13 protein-coding genes are annotated in these 14,292 nt (G+C 66.2%); 4 read left to right on the top strand and 9 right to left on the bottom strand.

Annotation, left to right across the window (positions count from 1 at the left end):
* Positions 1–10 precede the first annotated feature (10 nt).
* Complete coding sequence (locus N5C25_RS04340) at positions 11–1,447, top strand: serine hydrolase domain-containing protein (protein ID WP_251103173.1); 1,437 nt, start codon at positions 11–13, stop codon at positions 1,445–1,447.
* Positions 1,448–1,640: 193 nt separating this feature from the next.
* Entirely contained in the window at positions 1,641–3,749 is a 2,109-nt protein-coding gene (locus N5C25_RS04335; RefSeq protein WP_279936497.1) for a TonB-dependent receptor, read from the top strand.
* Between the two features lie 46 nt (positions 3,750–3,795).
* Here the strand turns inward: N5C25_RS04335 and N5C25_RS04330 are convergent, their stop codons facing one another.
* The 3 genes from N5C25_RS04330 to N5C25_RS04320 all read right to left on the bottom strand — a co-directional run bounded on the left by N5C25_RS04330 (position 3,796) and on the right by N5C25_RS04320 (position 5,544).
* Complete coding sequence (locus N5C25_RS04330; protein WP_345781911.1) at positions 3,796–4,314, bottom strand: hypothetical protein; 519 nt, start codon at positions 4,312–4,314, stop codon at positions 3,796–3,798.
* Positions 4,315–4,537: 223 nt separating this feature from the next.
* Entirely contained in the window at positions 4,538–4,918 is a 381-nt protein-coding gene (locus N5C25_RS04325; RefSeq protein ID WP_031269802.1) for a VOC family protein, read from the bottom strand.
* Between the two features lie 44 nt (positions 4,919–4,962).
* A complete protein-coding gene (locus N5C25_RS04320) occupies positions 4,963–5,544 on the bottom strand; it encodes a TetR/AcrR family transcriptional regulator (RefSeq protein WP_279936495.1) in 582 nt (193 codons plus the stop codon).
* A gap of 69 nt (positions 5,545–5,613) precedes the next feature.
* Here N5C25_RS04320 and N5C25_RS04315 point away from each other — a divergent pair, with 69 nt between their 5' ends.
* Positions 5,614–6,159 (top strand): thioesterase family protein, encoded by a 546-nt coding sequence (locus N5C25_RS04315; RefSeq protein ID WP_279936494.1) that lies wholly within the window; start codon positions 5,614–5,616, stop codon positions 6,157–6,159.
* A gap of 89 nt (positions 6,160–6,248) precedes the next feature.
* Here the strand turns inward: N5C25_RS04315 and N5C25_RS04310 are convergent, their stop codons facing one another.
* Together N5C25_RS04310 and N5C25_RS04305 are read right to left on the bottom strand one after the other, a co-directional pair.
* On the bottom strand, positions 6,249–6,980 hold the full coding sequence (locus N5C25_RS04310; protein WP_279936509.1) for an SGNH/GDSL hydrolase family protein: 732 nt from the start codon (positions 6,978–6,980) through the stop codon (positions 6,249–6,251).
* Positions 6,981–7,126: 146 nt separating this feature from the next.
* The gene (locus tag N5C25_RS04305; protein ID WP_279936508.1) at positions 7,127–8,089 is read right to left on the bottom strand and encodes a DUF2268 domain-containing putative Zn-dependent protease; all 963 of its coding nucleotides are present in this window, start codon (positions 8,087–8,089) and stop codon (positions 7,127–7,129) included.
* Positions 8,090–8,227: 138 nt separating this feature from the next.
* Here N5C25_RS04305 and N5C25_RS04300 point away from each other — a divergent pair, with 138 nt between their 5' ends.
* Positions 8,228–9,211 (top strand): hypothetical protein, encoded by a 984-nt coding sequence (locus N5C25_RS04300; RefSeq protein WP_279936493.1) that lies wholly within the window; start codon positions 8,228–8,230, stop codon positions 9,209–9,211.
* Between the two features lie 13 nt (positions 9,212–9,224).
* Here N5C25_RS04300 and N5C25_RS04295 read toward each other — a convergent pair whose 3' ends face one another.
* The 4 genes from N5C25_RS04295 to N5C25_RS04280 form a co-directional block, all read right to left on the bottom strand.
* Positions 9,225–9,545 (bottom strand): hypothetical protein, encoded by a 321-nt coding sequence (locus N5C25_RS04295; RefSeq protein WP_345781910.1) that lies wholly within the window; start codon positions 9,543–9,545, stop codon positions 9,225–9,227.
* An 80-nt stretch (positions 9,546–9,625) separates the two neighbouring features.
* Positions 9,626–9,760 (bottom strand): hypothetical protein, encoded by a 135-nt coding sequence (locus N5C25_RS04290; protein WP_279936491.1) that lies wholly within the window; start codon positions 9,758–9,760, stop codon positions 9,626–9,628.
* Positions 9,761–9,793: 33 nt separating this feature from the next.
* Positions 9,794–11,611, bottom strand: coding sequence for a M3 family metallopeptidase (locus tag N5C25_RS04285; protein ID WP_279936507.1), 1,818 nt, complete (start codon positions 11,609–11,611; stop codon positions 9,794–9,796).
* A gap of 180 nt (positions 11,612–11,791) precedes the next feature.
* A complete protein-coding gene (locus tag N5C25_RS04280) occupies positions 11,792–14,254 on the bottom strand; it encodes a prolyl oligopeptidase family serine peptidase (RefSeq protein ID WP_279936490.1) in 2,463 nt (820 codons plus the stop codon).
* Positions 14,255–14,292 lie beyond the last annotated feature (38 nt).

The following is a 14,292-nucleotide window of genomic DNA, read 5'->3' as shown; positions in this document are numbered from 1 at the left end:
GATCATCGCGATGTACCGCACCCTTGCTGCTGCATTGCTCTGCGCCCTCTTCGCCGCTCCGATCGCTTCGGCGCATGAGTCCTCCGGCGATCTTTCCAATCAGCTCGACACCCAACTGCAGGTCAACCGCGAGCGCTACGGCATTGCCGGCCAGGCGGTGCTGGTCGCACACAACGACCAGGTGCTCTACCAGGGCGCCAGCGGTGAACGTGATCCCGCTACCCATGCACCGGCCACCATCGATTCCATCTTCACCGCGCAGTCGATGGCCAAGCTGCTGACCAGCACGCTGGTGATGCAATTGGTCGATCAAGGCAAGGTGGATCTGGACGCACCGGCCAGCCGCTATGTGCCGGACCTGCCTGCAGCATGGCAGGCAATCCACGTGCGCGATTTCCTCAACCACAGCTCGGGCATCGGCGAATACTACGATCGTGTCGACAACCGTTGGGTCAGCAAGGGCTACCCTGGTGTAGCCCCTGACCTTGGCGCTGCACTGAAGGTGGCCGGCGCGGCACCGATGCAGTTCGCCACCGGCAGCCGCGTGCAGTACACCCAGGCCAACTACCTGGTGCTGACCGCCTTGCTGGAAGCGCACTATCGCAAGCCCTACCCGGCCATCGCACGCGAATGCATCCTGCAACCGCTGAAGATGACCAGCACCTCGTGGGGTGTCACCAGCGTGCCAGCCCAGCGCGCGGCGGTGCCGTACATCGGCAAGGATGGCGCGTTGCAACCGGCCAATGAAGACCCCTGGCCCAACTACGGCTGGGGGCATGCCGACCTGCAGACCACCGTGGGCGACATGAACCGTTTCCTGCAGGCGCTGGCGACCGGCAAGCTGCTGCGCACGGCGACCCTGGAAAAGCTCTGGCAGCCGCAGAAACTGAGCGGTGGCGGCAGCAATTTCTTCTCCACCGGCTGGGACACCACCCGCAGCGACGGCTACACCCAGGTCGGTCACGATGGCGGCACCCGTGTACGAGCGCGGCTGGCCTACAAGGGCACGCTGGCCAGCGACTACTGGGTGTTCGTGTATCTGACCAACGGCAGCGCGCGCAATGCCTGGTCGAGCACGCTGGTGGAGAGCGCGATGGCGGTGGCCGCGCCGCAGGAGTTTCCGCACGCTGTGCTGTCCGAGCGGTTGATCGGCTATGCGCTGGATGACAGCGCCGACGCGAAGCCGCTGATGCGTAGCTGGCTGCGCGACAGTAATGGCGTTCCCACCGGCGAACTGGAGCGCGCGATCAATGCCGATGGCTATGCCATTCGCGAGAGCCTTGGTGCACGCAGAGCGTTGAAGGTGTTCACGCTCAACACCGAGCTGTATCCGCAATCCGCCAACGTCTGGGACAGCTTGGCGGAGTGCCATGCGGCGTTGGGTGAGGCGGAGACTGCCAAGGCGCTGTACGCGAAGGCCAAGGCGCTGGCGAAGCCCTCGCCCTAAACCCTGCTGTAGAGCCGAGCCCATGCTTGGCTGCTCTTCGTTGCGATCGCAGGAGACCCGCGCTGCGTGCGATAGCCGAGCACGGGCTCGGCTCTACATGGATGTTGCGGGCGGCCATACGCGAGCGACGGGTGACGTGACGCCGCCGACCTGTTAACTTGCGCGCCACTTTCGTGGTTTACAGCATTCCCGCATGTCGCTCTCGTCGTACCGCCCCATCCCCTCGCTGCTGTCTCTGGCCGTTTCCCTTGGCCTCGCCTCCACTGCCGCTGCAGTCCCGCAGGCCACCACGTTGGATGCCGTACAGGTCACTGCAGCCGATGCCAGCGCGCAGGCGCGCGAGGCGTTGAAGCGCGTGCCCGGCGCCAGCAACGTCATCGACGTGGCCAAGGCCGACAGCCGACTGTCCAGCAGTGCCGATGTGCTGGCCTACCAGCCGGGCATCAGTGCGCAGTCGCCGGGCAACGAGGGCACCAGGATCTCGATCCGGGGCTCGGGCATCAACCGGGGCCCCGGCGCGCATGCCTCAGGCATTGCGGTGTCGATCGACGGCCTGCCACTGACCGGCCCGGGCGGCACGCCCTACGAGCTGCTGGAACCGCTGTGGTTGTCGCGCGTGGAAGTGCTGCGCGGCGCCAACGGCTTCGAACGCGGCGCGCTCGCGCTGGGCGGCGCCATCGACTACGTCAGCCGCAGCGGACGTGATTCGGCGGGCGTGCAGCTGCACTACGAAGCCGGCAGCCGTGGCTACCAGAAGCGCGGCATCAGCTGGGGCGGCGTCAGCGGTGATGTCGACTACTTCCTGGCTTACACCGATACCGAGTTCGATGGTTATCAGCACCATGCGCGCGGCGACGGCAAGGGCGCGATGGCCAACATCGGCTGGCAGATCACGTCCGACCTGCAGACGCGCTTCTTCGTGCGCTATCGCGAAACCAATCATGAAACGCCCGGCCGCCTGACCCGCGATCAGATCCGCAACGATCCACGCGCCGCGAACGCGGCCAACCTGGCTATCGATGCGCGTCGCCCGCAGCCGGGCAGCACCTGGGTGGGCAACGTCACCACGGTGCAGATCGATGAGGATTCCTCGCTGCAGGCCGGGCTGGTCTACCACACGTACCCGATGGACTTGAACGAGAGCCTCTACCGGCAGCAGCTGGACTACGCCAACCTCAACGCCACGCTGGACTACCGCCATCGCCACCAGCTGTTCGGCCTGGACAGCGAAACCACGGTCGGTCTGCGCGTCACCCACGATCTGGACGCCGATGTGCGCGAGTCGCTGCGCTTTGCCAGCAACGGCTATGCCGCCGGTACGCGCACGCGTGACTTCCGCCACCACGGCACCGACAGCACACTGCACGTCAGCAACACCCTCGCCTTCAATGACCGGCTGCGCATGCAGGCTGGGCTGGCACTGATCAACACCCGCCGCGACGTGCAGGTGACCTGGCCGAGCAGCGGCGGCCGCCTGCGCGACCACGACTGGGACTACGCGCCGCGGCTGGGCTTCACCTGGCAGCGCAGCGCGCAGACCCAGTGGTTCGGCAACCTCAGCCGCTCGGTGGAGGCGCCGCACCCGTGGTCGATGATCTGGGGCTCGAACCAGTACTTCGGGCCAGGCAATGGCCCGTCCAGCGGCCGCCAGCGCGCGCCGGTGCCGATGCAGAACCAGACCGCCACCACGCTGGAACTGGGCGCGCGCGGTGATGCGGCGGTGGGTCGCTGGGAACTGACCGGCTACTACGCGCATGTGAATCACGAGCTGCTTAGCGTGGAACTGCAACCGGTGCCGAACCTGTTCATCGCAGAAAACAACGCCAGCCCCACCGTGCACCGTGGCATCGAAGCAGGTCTGGACAACACCTTGTGGCAGGCCGCACCGGGCCGCCTGTCGCTGCGTCAGGCCTACACCTTCAGCGACTTCCGTTATCGCCACGACGCGCGTTTCGGCAGCAACCGCCTGCCCGGCCTGCCGCGCCACGCCTACCAGGCCGAGCTGCGCTTCGATCATGCCTCCGGCCTGTACGCTGCGCTCAATACCGAATACGCCTCACGCATCGCCGTCGACTACGCCAACAGCTACTGGGCCGACAGCCATGTGATCTTCGGCAGCCGCATCGGATACGACGCACCGGGTGGCCGCTGGCAGGCCTGGGTGGAGATGCGCAACATCGGCAACCGCCACTACGCTGCTACGGTCACGCCGGGTTACGACGACGCCGGCAAGGATGTCGCGCGCTCGACCCCGGGCGAAGGTCGTGGCGTCTATGCGGGCGTGCGCTGGCGCTTTGACTGATGGCCGCAGGCGGCGCCGGGTCTGACCCGGCGCCGTCGTTCCAGGGTCAGCCGATACGCCAGGCCGGCAGGCGTTCGCTGCGCTTCCAGATGGAAGGCGCGAAACCAATCAACACCAGCGCCGCCAGCCACTTCGGTGAGGTATTGAGCAGTGTCGAGGTGAGCGAGCCATCGACGGGAGCCGCCATTTCCTGCCACGGGTTGTAACCCAGGTAGACGATGCTGCCGGCCCACCACAGCAACGCTGCGCTGATACCCACCAGCAGCAGGGCCAGGGTGCGACAGGTCCAGCGCTGCGAGGTGGTGCCCCATTCCCGCGACGCTGCGATCAGCAGACCCACCACCAGCAGCGACACCAGTGCAACCAGCCCGATATCGACTTTGGGCCCGATGCGCTCATAAGTGCAGGCGCGACATTGCGCCTCATCCGCGGCAGTGGCGGCTTCAGCGCCATCGCCCTGCCCGGCTGCCGGCTGCGCCAGTGCTGCAAACGGCAACAACACCGCCAGCAGCGTCACCATGATCCAACGAAACAACGTCCTGTTCCTGCGTGCAGCGACATCCATGCGCTTGTCCTTGTCAGGGTTGATTGAAGCCGGGCCACGTTCCGAGGCCCCGGCGGATAATAGCGCAGAGTCGGGCAGGATCGAAAACTGCGCGTGCCTCTACGGCTTGGGGAGTACCAGGGGCGGACGGGCGCTGGCCGATCGCCGGCCTGGTATGGGCCATGCCGCGCTACGGCATGCGATTGGCAGCTTCAGCGGGCTGGCGCCGGAATGCCCGGCTGCTTCACGCCGGCCGCGCCTTGGTCACCGCCTCGATGCGATGGCCCTCGGGGTCGACCACGAACGCGGCGTAGTAGAAGTCACCGTAATCGGGGCGCAGTCCGGGCGCTCCATTGTCAGCGCCTCCGTTGGCGATGGCTGCTGCGTGGAAGGCATCCACCGCCGCTGCGGACGCTGCAGCGAACGCCAAGTGGAAGCCGGGGCCCGGCGCTGCGGCGTCATCACGCAGCTTCAGGCACAACGCGTCTTCATCATCGGCCACCCCATAGCCGATCGCGGTCTCGTCCTCGAACACCCGGCGGTACCCGAGTGCGGCGAGCGCGGCGTCATAAAAGCGGCCTGCGATATCAAGGTCACGAACGCCGAGGGAAAGGTGGTGCAACATGCGGACATCCTTGCCGGGCACGCAGTAGCGCGTTCGGGTGCATTCTAGCGCTCAGGTGGCGCGGCGGCCTTCAGCAACTGCGCTGCGACCTGGTCGAACGGGGCGATGTCCTGCAGCGCGCGGCACAACGCCACCGCACCTTCCACGCTGGCGATCACCAGGCTGGCCAGTTCACCCGCCGCTGCCGGGGCATGCCCTTCAGCGACGAACGCCGAGGCAAGATGGCCGTGCCAGCGCATGAACACCTCTGCGGCGGCCACGCGCGGTTGGCTGGGAACCGCCTCGACCGGTTCCTCGACCGCGGCGGCCAGCACCGGGCAGCCGGCGCGGAACCCGGAGCGCAGCAGGCGCTCGCGCCACATCGCCAGGAACTGCTGCAGGCCCTGCACGGCTCCGCCTTTCAACAGCTCAACGAGAAGCGCCTCCACCTTGTCGCCAGCCACGTAGGTGGCGCGCGCCAGAAGCTCCTGTTTGCCGCCAGGAAAATGGTGGTAGGTCGAGCCCAACGGCGCCTCGGCCAGCTTGGTCACCTCACGGATGCTGGTGGCATTGAGGCCTACCCGCGCCAGCATCAGTGCTGCGGCATCAATCACCCGTGCCGGGGCATCAGAGGGTCGTGGACTCACGGCGATCGCCTTGCTAAGACAGTCGTCATAGATTAGCGTATCGGCGATTTTATAACAGTCGTCATAACCATGAACCTCTGGTTCCGCCTGCTCCACCTGCTGCTGAGCGGCCTGTTCCGGCCCAAGCTGGAGGCCCCGTTCGGGGTCTCACGGCTGCAGTTCCGGGTACTGCCCAACGACCTGGACAGCAACCTGCACATGACCAACGGCCGCTACTGGAACATCTTCGATCTGGGCCGGCTGGACCTGATCCTGCGCATGGGCCTGGGCCGGGTCGCGCTGCGCGAGAAGTGGGCACCGATCGTCGGTGCCGGCACCATCCAGTTCCGCCGCGAACTCAAGCCGTTCCAGCGCTTTACCCTGGAAACGCGCCTGGTCGGCTGGGTCGGCTCGCGCGGCATCATGGAGCAGCGCGTGCTGATCGGGCCCGAGCAGAAGATCGCCACACGTGCGCTGCTGGTCACCGGCATCTACGACCGTCGCGCGCGCCAGTTCCTGGGCATGCCGAAGATGATGGAAGCGATCGGCGTGGTCGCCCCACCGTCGCCGTCGCTCAGTGCAGCCGCCGAGGCGCTGCTGGCGGCCGATGCGGCGTTGAAGCAGGACGATGCCTGAGGCACAGATGGGGGCGACCTGCATGGGGCGCTTTCCGCCGCGCCGCAGTAGGCTGATGCCCCAGTACAGGGCGGTAGATCCGCTGCTGATCAGTTTCGATACGTGGGGGTCGACAAGCCTGCCTGCCGCTGCGACCTCTGCTGCAGCGCGCGCTTGACTGCGGCTTCGGCCAGCGGCGCCATCACCGCATAGCCCTTCGCCGTAGGATGCACGCCATCCTCGGCCAGCTGCGGATCGAGTCCGCCGGCGGCATTGGCCATCGGCGTGTGGTAGTCCAGATAGACCAGCTGCTGTGCATCGGCATGGCGCTTCAACGCCGTGTTCAGCGCACGCACCTTGGGCGCAGGCGCGATCCCGGGCATCCATGGGTAATCGCTGACCGGCAGCACCGATGCCAGCACCACGGCGATGCCATGTGCGCGGGCCAGGTCCACCATCGCGTGCAGGTTGTCTTCGATCATCGCCTGCGTGGATGGACCGGTGTTGCCTGCAATATCGTTGGTACCGGCCAGGATCACCACCACCTGTGGCTTCAGCGCCAGCACGTCTTGCGGGAAGCGCACCAGCATCTGTGCCGTGGTCTGGCCGCTGATACCGCGGTTGAGCCAGCCCTTGCCGGGGAAGAAAGCCGCGCTGCCTTCCCTGCCCCAGCCTTCGGTGATGGAGTCGCCGAAGAAGACCACGCGTGGCTGGCCCGGCGCCGCCGCGGGCAGTCGCGCGTTGGCATCACGATAGTGCTGCAGCTGCGGCCAATCAGCCAGGCGCTGCTGCATGAAACGAATCTCATCAGGGCGCAGCTGCTCTACGGGCTTGAGCAGCATCGGATTGACCGCGCCCGTTTCAGCAGCCGCGGTCGGAACGGTCAAGCCAATGCTGAAGGCGATGGCCAACGTTCCGGCAAGCACTACAGGAATACGCATGGAGACTCTCCCGGTTCACGGTGGCAGTCTAGCGCCCCGGCCTGCAATCAGCGTGCTGCCGCGCGCGCTGCCACGCCGGTCACCTTGGCCGGCATCCACATGCCGGGCGTCCAGCCACTGGCAGCCAGGATCGCCTTGGGGTTGTCCTGCTGGATCAGCGCGCGCACCGCATCACGCTTGTCCTTGGCCTGCAGGTAATAGGCCTTGGCGATGCGGTAACCCACCCAGTACCCCAGGTCGTAGGGTTCCTGCGAGCCCGGCATGTAGTTGTACAGCCACGGCGACAGATCGGTGCTGTCCAGATCCAGCGCGAACGCGCTTTCGATATGCACTTCCCGGCCACGGGTCCAGGCCGCGTGGCGCCCGTTGCCGACGTTGCCGGAAATCAGTTCGGCGATGAACTCGGCGATGCCCTCCCCCAGCGAAACACGCAGCACCGTCGCATGCGGGTCTCCCGGCTCGAAGTCGGTCAGGCCCGTCTGCTGGATGTGCACGTACTCGTGCGCAATCACGTGCACGAAGCGGTCCTGCACATTGGGATTCATGAAATCGGCTGCGCACAGCGCTTCCAGGCCGATGATCACCCCGCTTTTCGAGGTCAGCCCGACCGGACGGCCACGGCCCACCGCGATGGTCACCGGCGGAAACGCAGCCTGTGGGTAGATCGCCTGCAGGTTGGAAAACACCTGCGTCAGGCGTTGCTTCACCGCTGGCAGTTCGGCCAGGCAGCTTCGTCCCTGCGCATACAGTTCCGGCTGGTTGGCGATGGACTCGGCAATGCGCTCGGGGGTGCGGCGCACCTTCGCCAGTTCGGCCAGGCCCGCCGAACCCTCGGCCAGGTATCCACGCAGCTGCGCAACGCTGGGCTTGCCGCCAGCGCTGTCATAAAGTGCATAGAAACGGCTGACATCCTCGGTGAGGATCTGCGGCCCTGCCGGTACCGCTGCGGTGGCCACGCCTACCGCCCCGGCACAGGCCAGGGCCAACAGGCCGCGCAGGATCATGAACATCGCTCCGTTCTTGGTGGAGTGCATGCGAAGCGCGCAATCTATCACTCCGCCCGGCCCACTGCAGCAGGCGGATGCGGGCGCACCGGCGCTGTGCCAGACTCGCCTCGGCACCTGCCATGGAAGATGGAGCACCGCACGATGATGATCGTTCCCGCGTACTGGGCCGAAGCCCGCCTGCAGGCCCGTTTCCGTGGCCGGCCGGTGGTCGTGCGCCGCTTCGGCTGGTCCGACGAAGGCCCTGCCGAGGCGCAGGTGCACGCCGACCGCCGCGCCAACGAAGCCCTCAATGCCATCCTCGCCGGGCAGGTGCTGCCGCGTCGCGAAGTGCGCAGCAACTACGGCGTGGAGGGCGTTCCGATCCGCGAGCAGATCGTGCAGCGCGACGGCGACGTCATCATCACCCGCAACAGCTACGGTGCGCTCTGCCTCAATACCCCTGACGTGCTGTTCGCCGATATCGACCATGCGCAGCCACCGGCGGGTTGCGTGATGCCCGCTGTCATCGCCGCAGCGCTGCTGTTTGCTGGCGCCATCGTCGGCACCCTGCTGTGGCACTGGCTGGTGGGAGTAGTATTGGGCGTGGCGGCCGTAGTGCTGGTGAATGCCGCGATGCTGATGCAGCGCAGGCGGCGGCTGGCCGCCGCCGGTGGCGCCGAAGGTGTGGCGCTGCAGCGGGTCGTGGCCTTCAGCGAACAGCATCCGGACTGGCATCTGCGCGCCTACCGCACGCCAGCCGGACTACGCGTGCTGGTCATGCATGCCACGTTCTCGCCCGAGGACGAGCAACTGCAGGCCTTCTTCAAGGCGCTGGGTACCGACGCCCTGTACGCGCGCATGTGTCGGCTGCAGCATTGCTTCCGTGCGCGACTGACACCGAAGCCCTGGCGCGTCGGCCTGAAATACCGCATCCGCCCACCGGTGGCCGCGTGGTCAGCCGAACAGGCCAACAACCCGGACCGTCTGGCCTGGATTGCCGAATACGAAAAGAAGAGCGCTGGCTTTGCCGCGTGCACCTACCTGCGCAGTTTCGGTGATACCGCGCGCATCCATGCCAAGGCCGAGCACGTGCGTGCGCTGCACGACCGCCTGTCGCACGCGCAGGACCGTCTGCCGCTGGCGTGAGCGCAGCAGGCGCTCAATCAGCGCCCTGTACGAACGGCTGCCCTGCCAGGGTAGTGCCCAGCCGCATCGCGACCTGCTGCCCGCCCTTTTCGAAGGTTGTTGCGCATTGCTTGGCGCCCTTCTGGCATCCAACTTCCGGAAAGCCCTCGAGTGACTCAGGCGCGCCCTGGACCGGACTCGCCTGCCACCCTGCCGCATCCATCAGGCGCTTGGCCTTGGCATAAGGCATGCCGGCAACAATGCCCAGCTGCGCCAGTTCGGAGGGGAGTGATCGCGCATGCAGGATCGGCGTCATCACCAGCGCCAACACTGCGGCGATACGTTTGGACTTCATTGGTGAAACCCCTGGCAGACAGCAACAGGCCTGCAGCGTATCGCAGCTTCCGCACGCCATTGCACCCGCATCACATACGGTTACGCAATCGCAACGGCCAATGACACGAGGTCACCCTGGGGCCGCATCCGGTTCGCTTCGCGCGCGGCCAGCGCATTGCTGGCCGAGTCGAGGACCGCGGAAAGCGCGTCCGGCTCGCTGCGCACCGCGTACATCACCCGGGTGCCGGTCAGCAGCAGGCTGTCGCCTCAGCGACCGCGCTGGCGCTCGATTTCCGCGTGCAGTACCTGCAGCTGCGCCAGGTACTGCTGGAAGATGCCAAGATCCTCCTCGACCAGGCGTGGCCAGTCGGGCTTCGCATTCAGCAACTGCTCGACCTGCTGCTGCGGCGGGCGATCAAACCCTTCGCCCAGGACGGCCAGATAGCGCTCCCTGAATCCCTCCGGATCCTGCTGGTCCTGTGCGAAGAGCTGCACCGCAATCAATCCGGCATACAGGTAATTGGCCAGGTAAAGCGGATCCTCATACATCAGCCGCTTGGATACCCAGGTGCTGCGCAGCTCGGGATACTGCTCCGATGCGCCCCCATACCGGCCCAGTACCTTCACCGTCATCGCATCAAGCGCGTCTGCGTTGCCAACCTCATCGGCGGCCACTTGCTGATAGATGGACTGTTCCAGATCGGCCTCTTCAGACGATACAAACAGCTGCAGGATGATGTCATCGAGCAACGACTTCAGGTAATACGCCTTGGCACGTGGATCGCTGGCCTGCCGATAGAGCTGATCGCGGAACTTCAGTTCGTTGTAGATGGCGAAGGCCTCGGTCAACCACTTGTTGCCGTTGCGCTGGAACGAGAATGCGCCACCGCGCTGCATCCACTGCCCATGCATGGCATGGCCGGCTTCGTGAGCGATCTGGACATCCCCCTCCAGATCGCCCTGTCGATGACCAACGAACAGCAGCGAAGGCGCGCCAGGGGCGCTGATCGAAAACGCATCCATCGCGCGCCGCCCTGCCGATCCACCCAGATCCATGTGTCCGCCCGCAGGATCGAGCAGCCCGCGCAGCCCTGTCACGTAGTCCGGCCCCAGCACCTGCATCGATGCCGCTGCCGCATCGCGCAATTGCGCCAGGTCAAGCGGCGGAGGGATATAGCCCGCATCAGGCAGGCCCATGTCCCAGATCCTTGGGGAGGCCTGGCCCATGCGCTCAAGATGGGTCAACTGCATCTGTTGGTAGTTGCGTCGCAGCGGCGCGTGGCGCGCTACCGCCGCCAGTGTCGCGTCGACGGCGGCCTGATCCAGGCCCATGTGCCGGTAGCTGCGGTCAGGCGCAGTTCCATCGCCCTGCAGTTCCGACGCTTGCTCGTTGAGGCGGACCAGGCCCAGCAGCACCGTTGCCATTTCGCGGCGCCGCGACGCCATTCCCTGCCAGTAAGCACGCCATGCCGCTTCGCGCAGTGAACGGTCCGGCAGGCGGGAAAGGGCTCGCGCATCGGTGCGGCTGTCAAACGTGCCGCCTTCATGTTCGAAGCGCGCAAAGGGCGCCGATTGCAGCAGCTGCCGGTGCAGTCGCCCGAAGCTGTCCAGCGCCGGGTCGGCCAACGTGTCGACCGCATCCACCAGCGCTGCATTGGCCGGCTGCACACCTTCCCGCAACGCCCGTTCACGCAGGTCGGCATGCGGCTCGATCCAGGCAGCCTGCGCGGGCGCATCACGTAATGCCTGCTTGGCAATCGCCGCGATGCGTCCACATGTGCCGGCCACTTCGCCCTGGGTGTTGGCCAGCCGGGCATCATCAGCATTGCGCGCTGCCTGAAGATGCAGGTAGCCATGGTGCCGGAGGCACTCGCCATACAGCTGCTCGGCCTGCTGGAACCGCACCTCTGGCGGCGCCTGAAGGGCCTTGAGGGCATCGGCGCTGCGCTCGAGGTTCTGCCATGCCTCACGTTCAAGGGAGGCGCTGCCAAAGTAGCTGCGGTCATCTGCCCGCAGAGCCTGCGCTTCCACTCCGTGTGTCATCCCGGCCAACAGCGTCGCGATGACAAAAGTGATGGCGCGCATTCCATTGCGATGCATCGATGTCTCCTGGTCTGTTTCCTTTCCCAGCTTAGCAGCCCGGGTGGACCCGGGTGCCGCATGGCAGGTGGCTTCCCGATTCCCGATTGCGCATCCGGATCCAGGCCGTCTGCCCACTCACATCCCGAGACAGAAAGGCCACCCGGAGGTGGCCTTTCTGTTCCCTTACTTGGCGTTCTTCACGTAGGTGTCGAACCAGTTCAGCATTTCCGCTACAAGCTGCTCGTTCGATTCCAGCGCGGTGTACCAGTGCGGTTCGTTCGGCAGCATCACCAGGCGGGTGGTGCCGCCGTTACCGCGGATCGCCTGGTACAGCTTGCGCGACTGGAACGGCTCGGTGCCCGGGTTGGCGTCGTCCTCGCCGTGGACCAGCAGCAGCGGCAGCTTGATCTTGTCGGCATAGAAGAACGGCGAGGCCTTCAGGTACACGTCCTGCGCCTGCCAGACCGAGCGGCGTTCGTTCTGGAAGCCGAACGGGGTGAAGGTCTTGTTGTACGACCCACTGGTCGCCACGCCGGCCTTGAACAGGTTGGTGTGCGCAATCAGGTTGGCGGTCATCAGGCCACCATGGCTGTGACCGGTCACGCCGATGCGGTTGCGGTCGACCACGCCCATGTCCACGGCCTTGTCCACCGCCGCCTTGGCGTCGGCTTCCAGCTGCTCCAGGTAGGTGTCGTAGGCGTTCTTCGGGTCGCCGACGATCGGGAACGAGGCGTTGTCGATGATCGCGTAGCCGGCCAGCAGCATCAGGCGGTACGGCTGCAGACGGGTGAAGGTCTGCTGCGAACCGGACACCTGGCCGGCCTGCGCGGCATTGGCGAAGTCGGCCGGGTACGCATACAGGATCGCCGGCACGCGCTGGCCTTCCTTGTAGCCCGGCGGCGTGTACAGGGTGAACGACAGGTCCACGCCGTCGGCACGCTTGTAGGTCACCAGCTGCTTCTTGATCTGGCGCACTTCCGGGGTCGGGTCGACCAGCCTGGTCAGCGCGGTCGCGGTGGACGCGAACTGCGCCTCGCCGGTCTTCGCATCAGCCACTGCCTCACCCCGCTGCCGGATGAAGGCGTTCGGAGGATCGATTACCGACTGGTGCCAGGTCAGGTAGCGCCCCGGCGTGTTGCTGAAACCGAGGAACTGCTCGTAGGCATCGGCGCTGCTGCGGAACAGGCGCTCGCTTTTCAGCGTGCCCAGGTCGAGGCGGTCCAGGAACGGACGGTCGCCCTGCGGCGAGGCGCCACGGCCGCTCAGGAACACGTGATTACCCTCCTGGCGCACGACCTGTGCGCCGTTCGGCAGGCGGGTAAAGACCAGGTTGCCGGGGTTGCCGTACAGCTCATCGCTGGACATGTCCCACAGCAGGCGGCCTTCCTTCTTCGGCTGGTCCACATCGACGATGCGGGTCTGCATCCAGTGGCGGTTCTCGTCGTTCTCGAACTGGAACGCCACGGCCGGATCGGCAGTCCATGCGAAGCCCTCAAATCGCTGCGCGGTACGGGTGATTTCGGTCGGCTTGCCGTTGAACGGCGCCTTCAGCATCAGCACGCGATCGCGATGCGGCACGTTGACCTTCCAGTCGCCCTTGTCCAGCGCTTCGGCATAGACCAGGGTGGCCGGATCGGTGGCACGCCAGTCGAAACCGCGCGGACCTTCCGGTACGCCGTGCACCGGCACGCGGTCGGCCAACGGCAGGCTGGCGATCGGCGTGGACTTGCCGCTGGCGATGTCCAGCACGGCCACGTCGTTGGCGAAACGCTGGTAGGTCACCGCATGCGAATACGGTGCCTTGATCGATTCGGTCAGCACGTGCACGCCATCGGGCGCGGCGCTGACTTCATTGAACAGCGCCGGTTGCCCGACCGGACGCACGCGGTTGGCGACGGTATCGACCACGGCCAGCTGCGAGGTACCGTAATAGGCGAACAGCTTCTCGTCATGGACGCTGGTCAGCGTGTCGCGGGCTTCGTAGGTGCTGCTTTCGCCGCTGCTGCCCAGCGACTCCTGCGCGTCCGGACCGGTCGGCACGCCGCCATTGGACGGCGCCGGGCCCTGGTTGGCCGGCACCAGCTTCACCAGCAGGTTCTGGCTGCCGCCCAGCCACTGCACGGTATAGCCGAAAATCGGGTTCAGCTGCACGTTCGGCACCTGCTTCACCTGGCCGGTTGCCGCATCGCCCACCCACAGCTGCACGCTGGTATCGACCGCATTCTGGAAGGCGAAGTGGCTGCCATCGGCCGACCACAACGCGCCGGTGGCGCAGCCCTGCGGCAGGTTGACCTTGGTCTCCTTGCCGCTGCCGATGTCGACCAGGGTGAAGTCGGCCACGCAGGCCGGAATGCCGTAGCCACCGGGGGTGTCATGGCGACTGCGGTTCTTCGGCTCCAGGCGCACGCCGGCCAGCTTCAGGTAAGGCTGGGCGACGCGGCTGATTGACGGGTAGGTCTGCGCGGTGGTCAGCAGCAGGCGCTGGCCGCCCGGGGCCACGTTCGGCGCCGGCGGCGGCGGTGCCTTCAGCACCTTGAGCAGGTGTTCCGGCGGCTTGGCGTAGTCGGCAAGAGACGGGCCAGCGGCCAGCAGGCCGACGGTGGCAACGGCAACGGCCGCCGCCAGAGAGGTTCGACGGATCAGCATCCTTATCCCCTGGGTGTGAATGGGTACCCGGAATCGGG

It is taken from the genome of Stenotrophomonas sp. GD03958 (genome assembly GCF_029839005.1).
Taxonomy (GTDB): Bacteria; Pseudomonadota; Gammaproteobacteria; order Xanthomonadales; family Xanthomonadaceae; genus Stenotrophomonas; species Stenotrophomonas hibiscicola.
Note: the sequence above shows the minus strand (reverse complement) of the source record. Positions and strands in the feature narration are given on the sequence as shown.

Bases quoted from the DNA above. Each gene is read 5' to 3' on its own strand.
- N5C25_RS04290 (WP_279936491.1), bottom strand. From the start codon at position 9,760: ATGTACGCGGTGCGCAGCGAGCCGGACGCGCTTTCCGCGGTCCTCGAC.
- N5C25_RS04340 (WP_251103173.1), top strand. From the start codon at position 11: ATGTACCGCACCCTTGCTGCTGCATTGCTCTGCGCCCTCTTCGCCGCT.
- N5C25_RS04310 (WP_279936509.1), bottom strand. From the start codon at position 6,980: ATGCTGCTCAAGCCCGTAGAGCAGCTGCGCCCTGATGAGATTCGTTTC.
- N5C25_RS04325 (WP_031269802.1), bottom strand. From the start codon at position 4,918: ATGTTGCACCACCTTTCCCTCGGCGTTCGTGACCTTGATATCGCAGGC.
- N5C25_RS04295 (WP_345781910.1), bottom strand. From the start codon at position 9,545: ATGAAGTCCAAACGTATCGCCGCAGTGTTGGCGCTGGTGATGACGCCG.
- N5C25_RS04330 (WP_345781911.1), bottom strand. From the start codon at position 4,314: ATGGATGTCGCTGCACGCAGGAACAGGACGTTGTTTCGTTGGATCATG.
- N5C25_RS04280 (WP_279936490.1), bottom strand. From the start codon at position 14,254: ATGCTGATCCGTCGAACCTCTCTGGCGGCGGCCGTTGCCGTTGCCACC.
- N5C25_RS04300 (WP_279936493.1), top strand. From the start codon at position 8,228: ATGATGATCGTTCCCGCGTACTGGGCCGAAGCCCGCCTGCAGGCCCGT.
- N5C25_RS04315 (WP_279936494.1), top strand. From the start codon at position 5,614: ATGAACCTCTGGTTCCGCCTGCTCCACCTGCTGCTGAGCGGCCTGTTC.
- N5C25_RS04335 (WP_279936497.1), top strand. From the start codon at position 1,641: ATGTCGCTCTCGTCGTACCGCCCCATCCCCTCGCTGCTGTCTCTGGCC.
- N5C25_RS04285 (WP_279936507.1), bottom strand. From the start codon at position 11,611: ATGCGCGCCATCACTTTTGTCATCGCGACGCTGTTGGCCGGGATGACA.
- N5C25_RS04305 (WP_279936508.1), bottom strand. From the start codon at position 8,089: ATGTTCATGATCCTGCGCGGCCTGTTGGCCCTGGCCTGTGCCGGGGCG.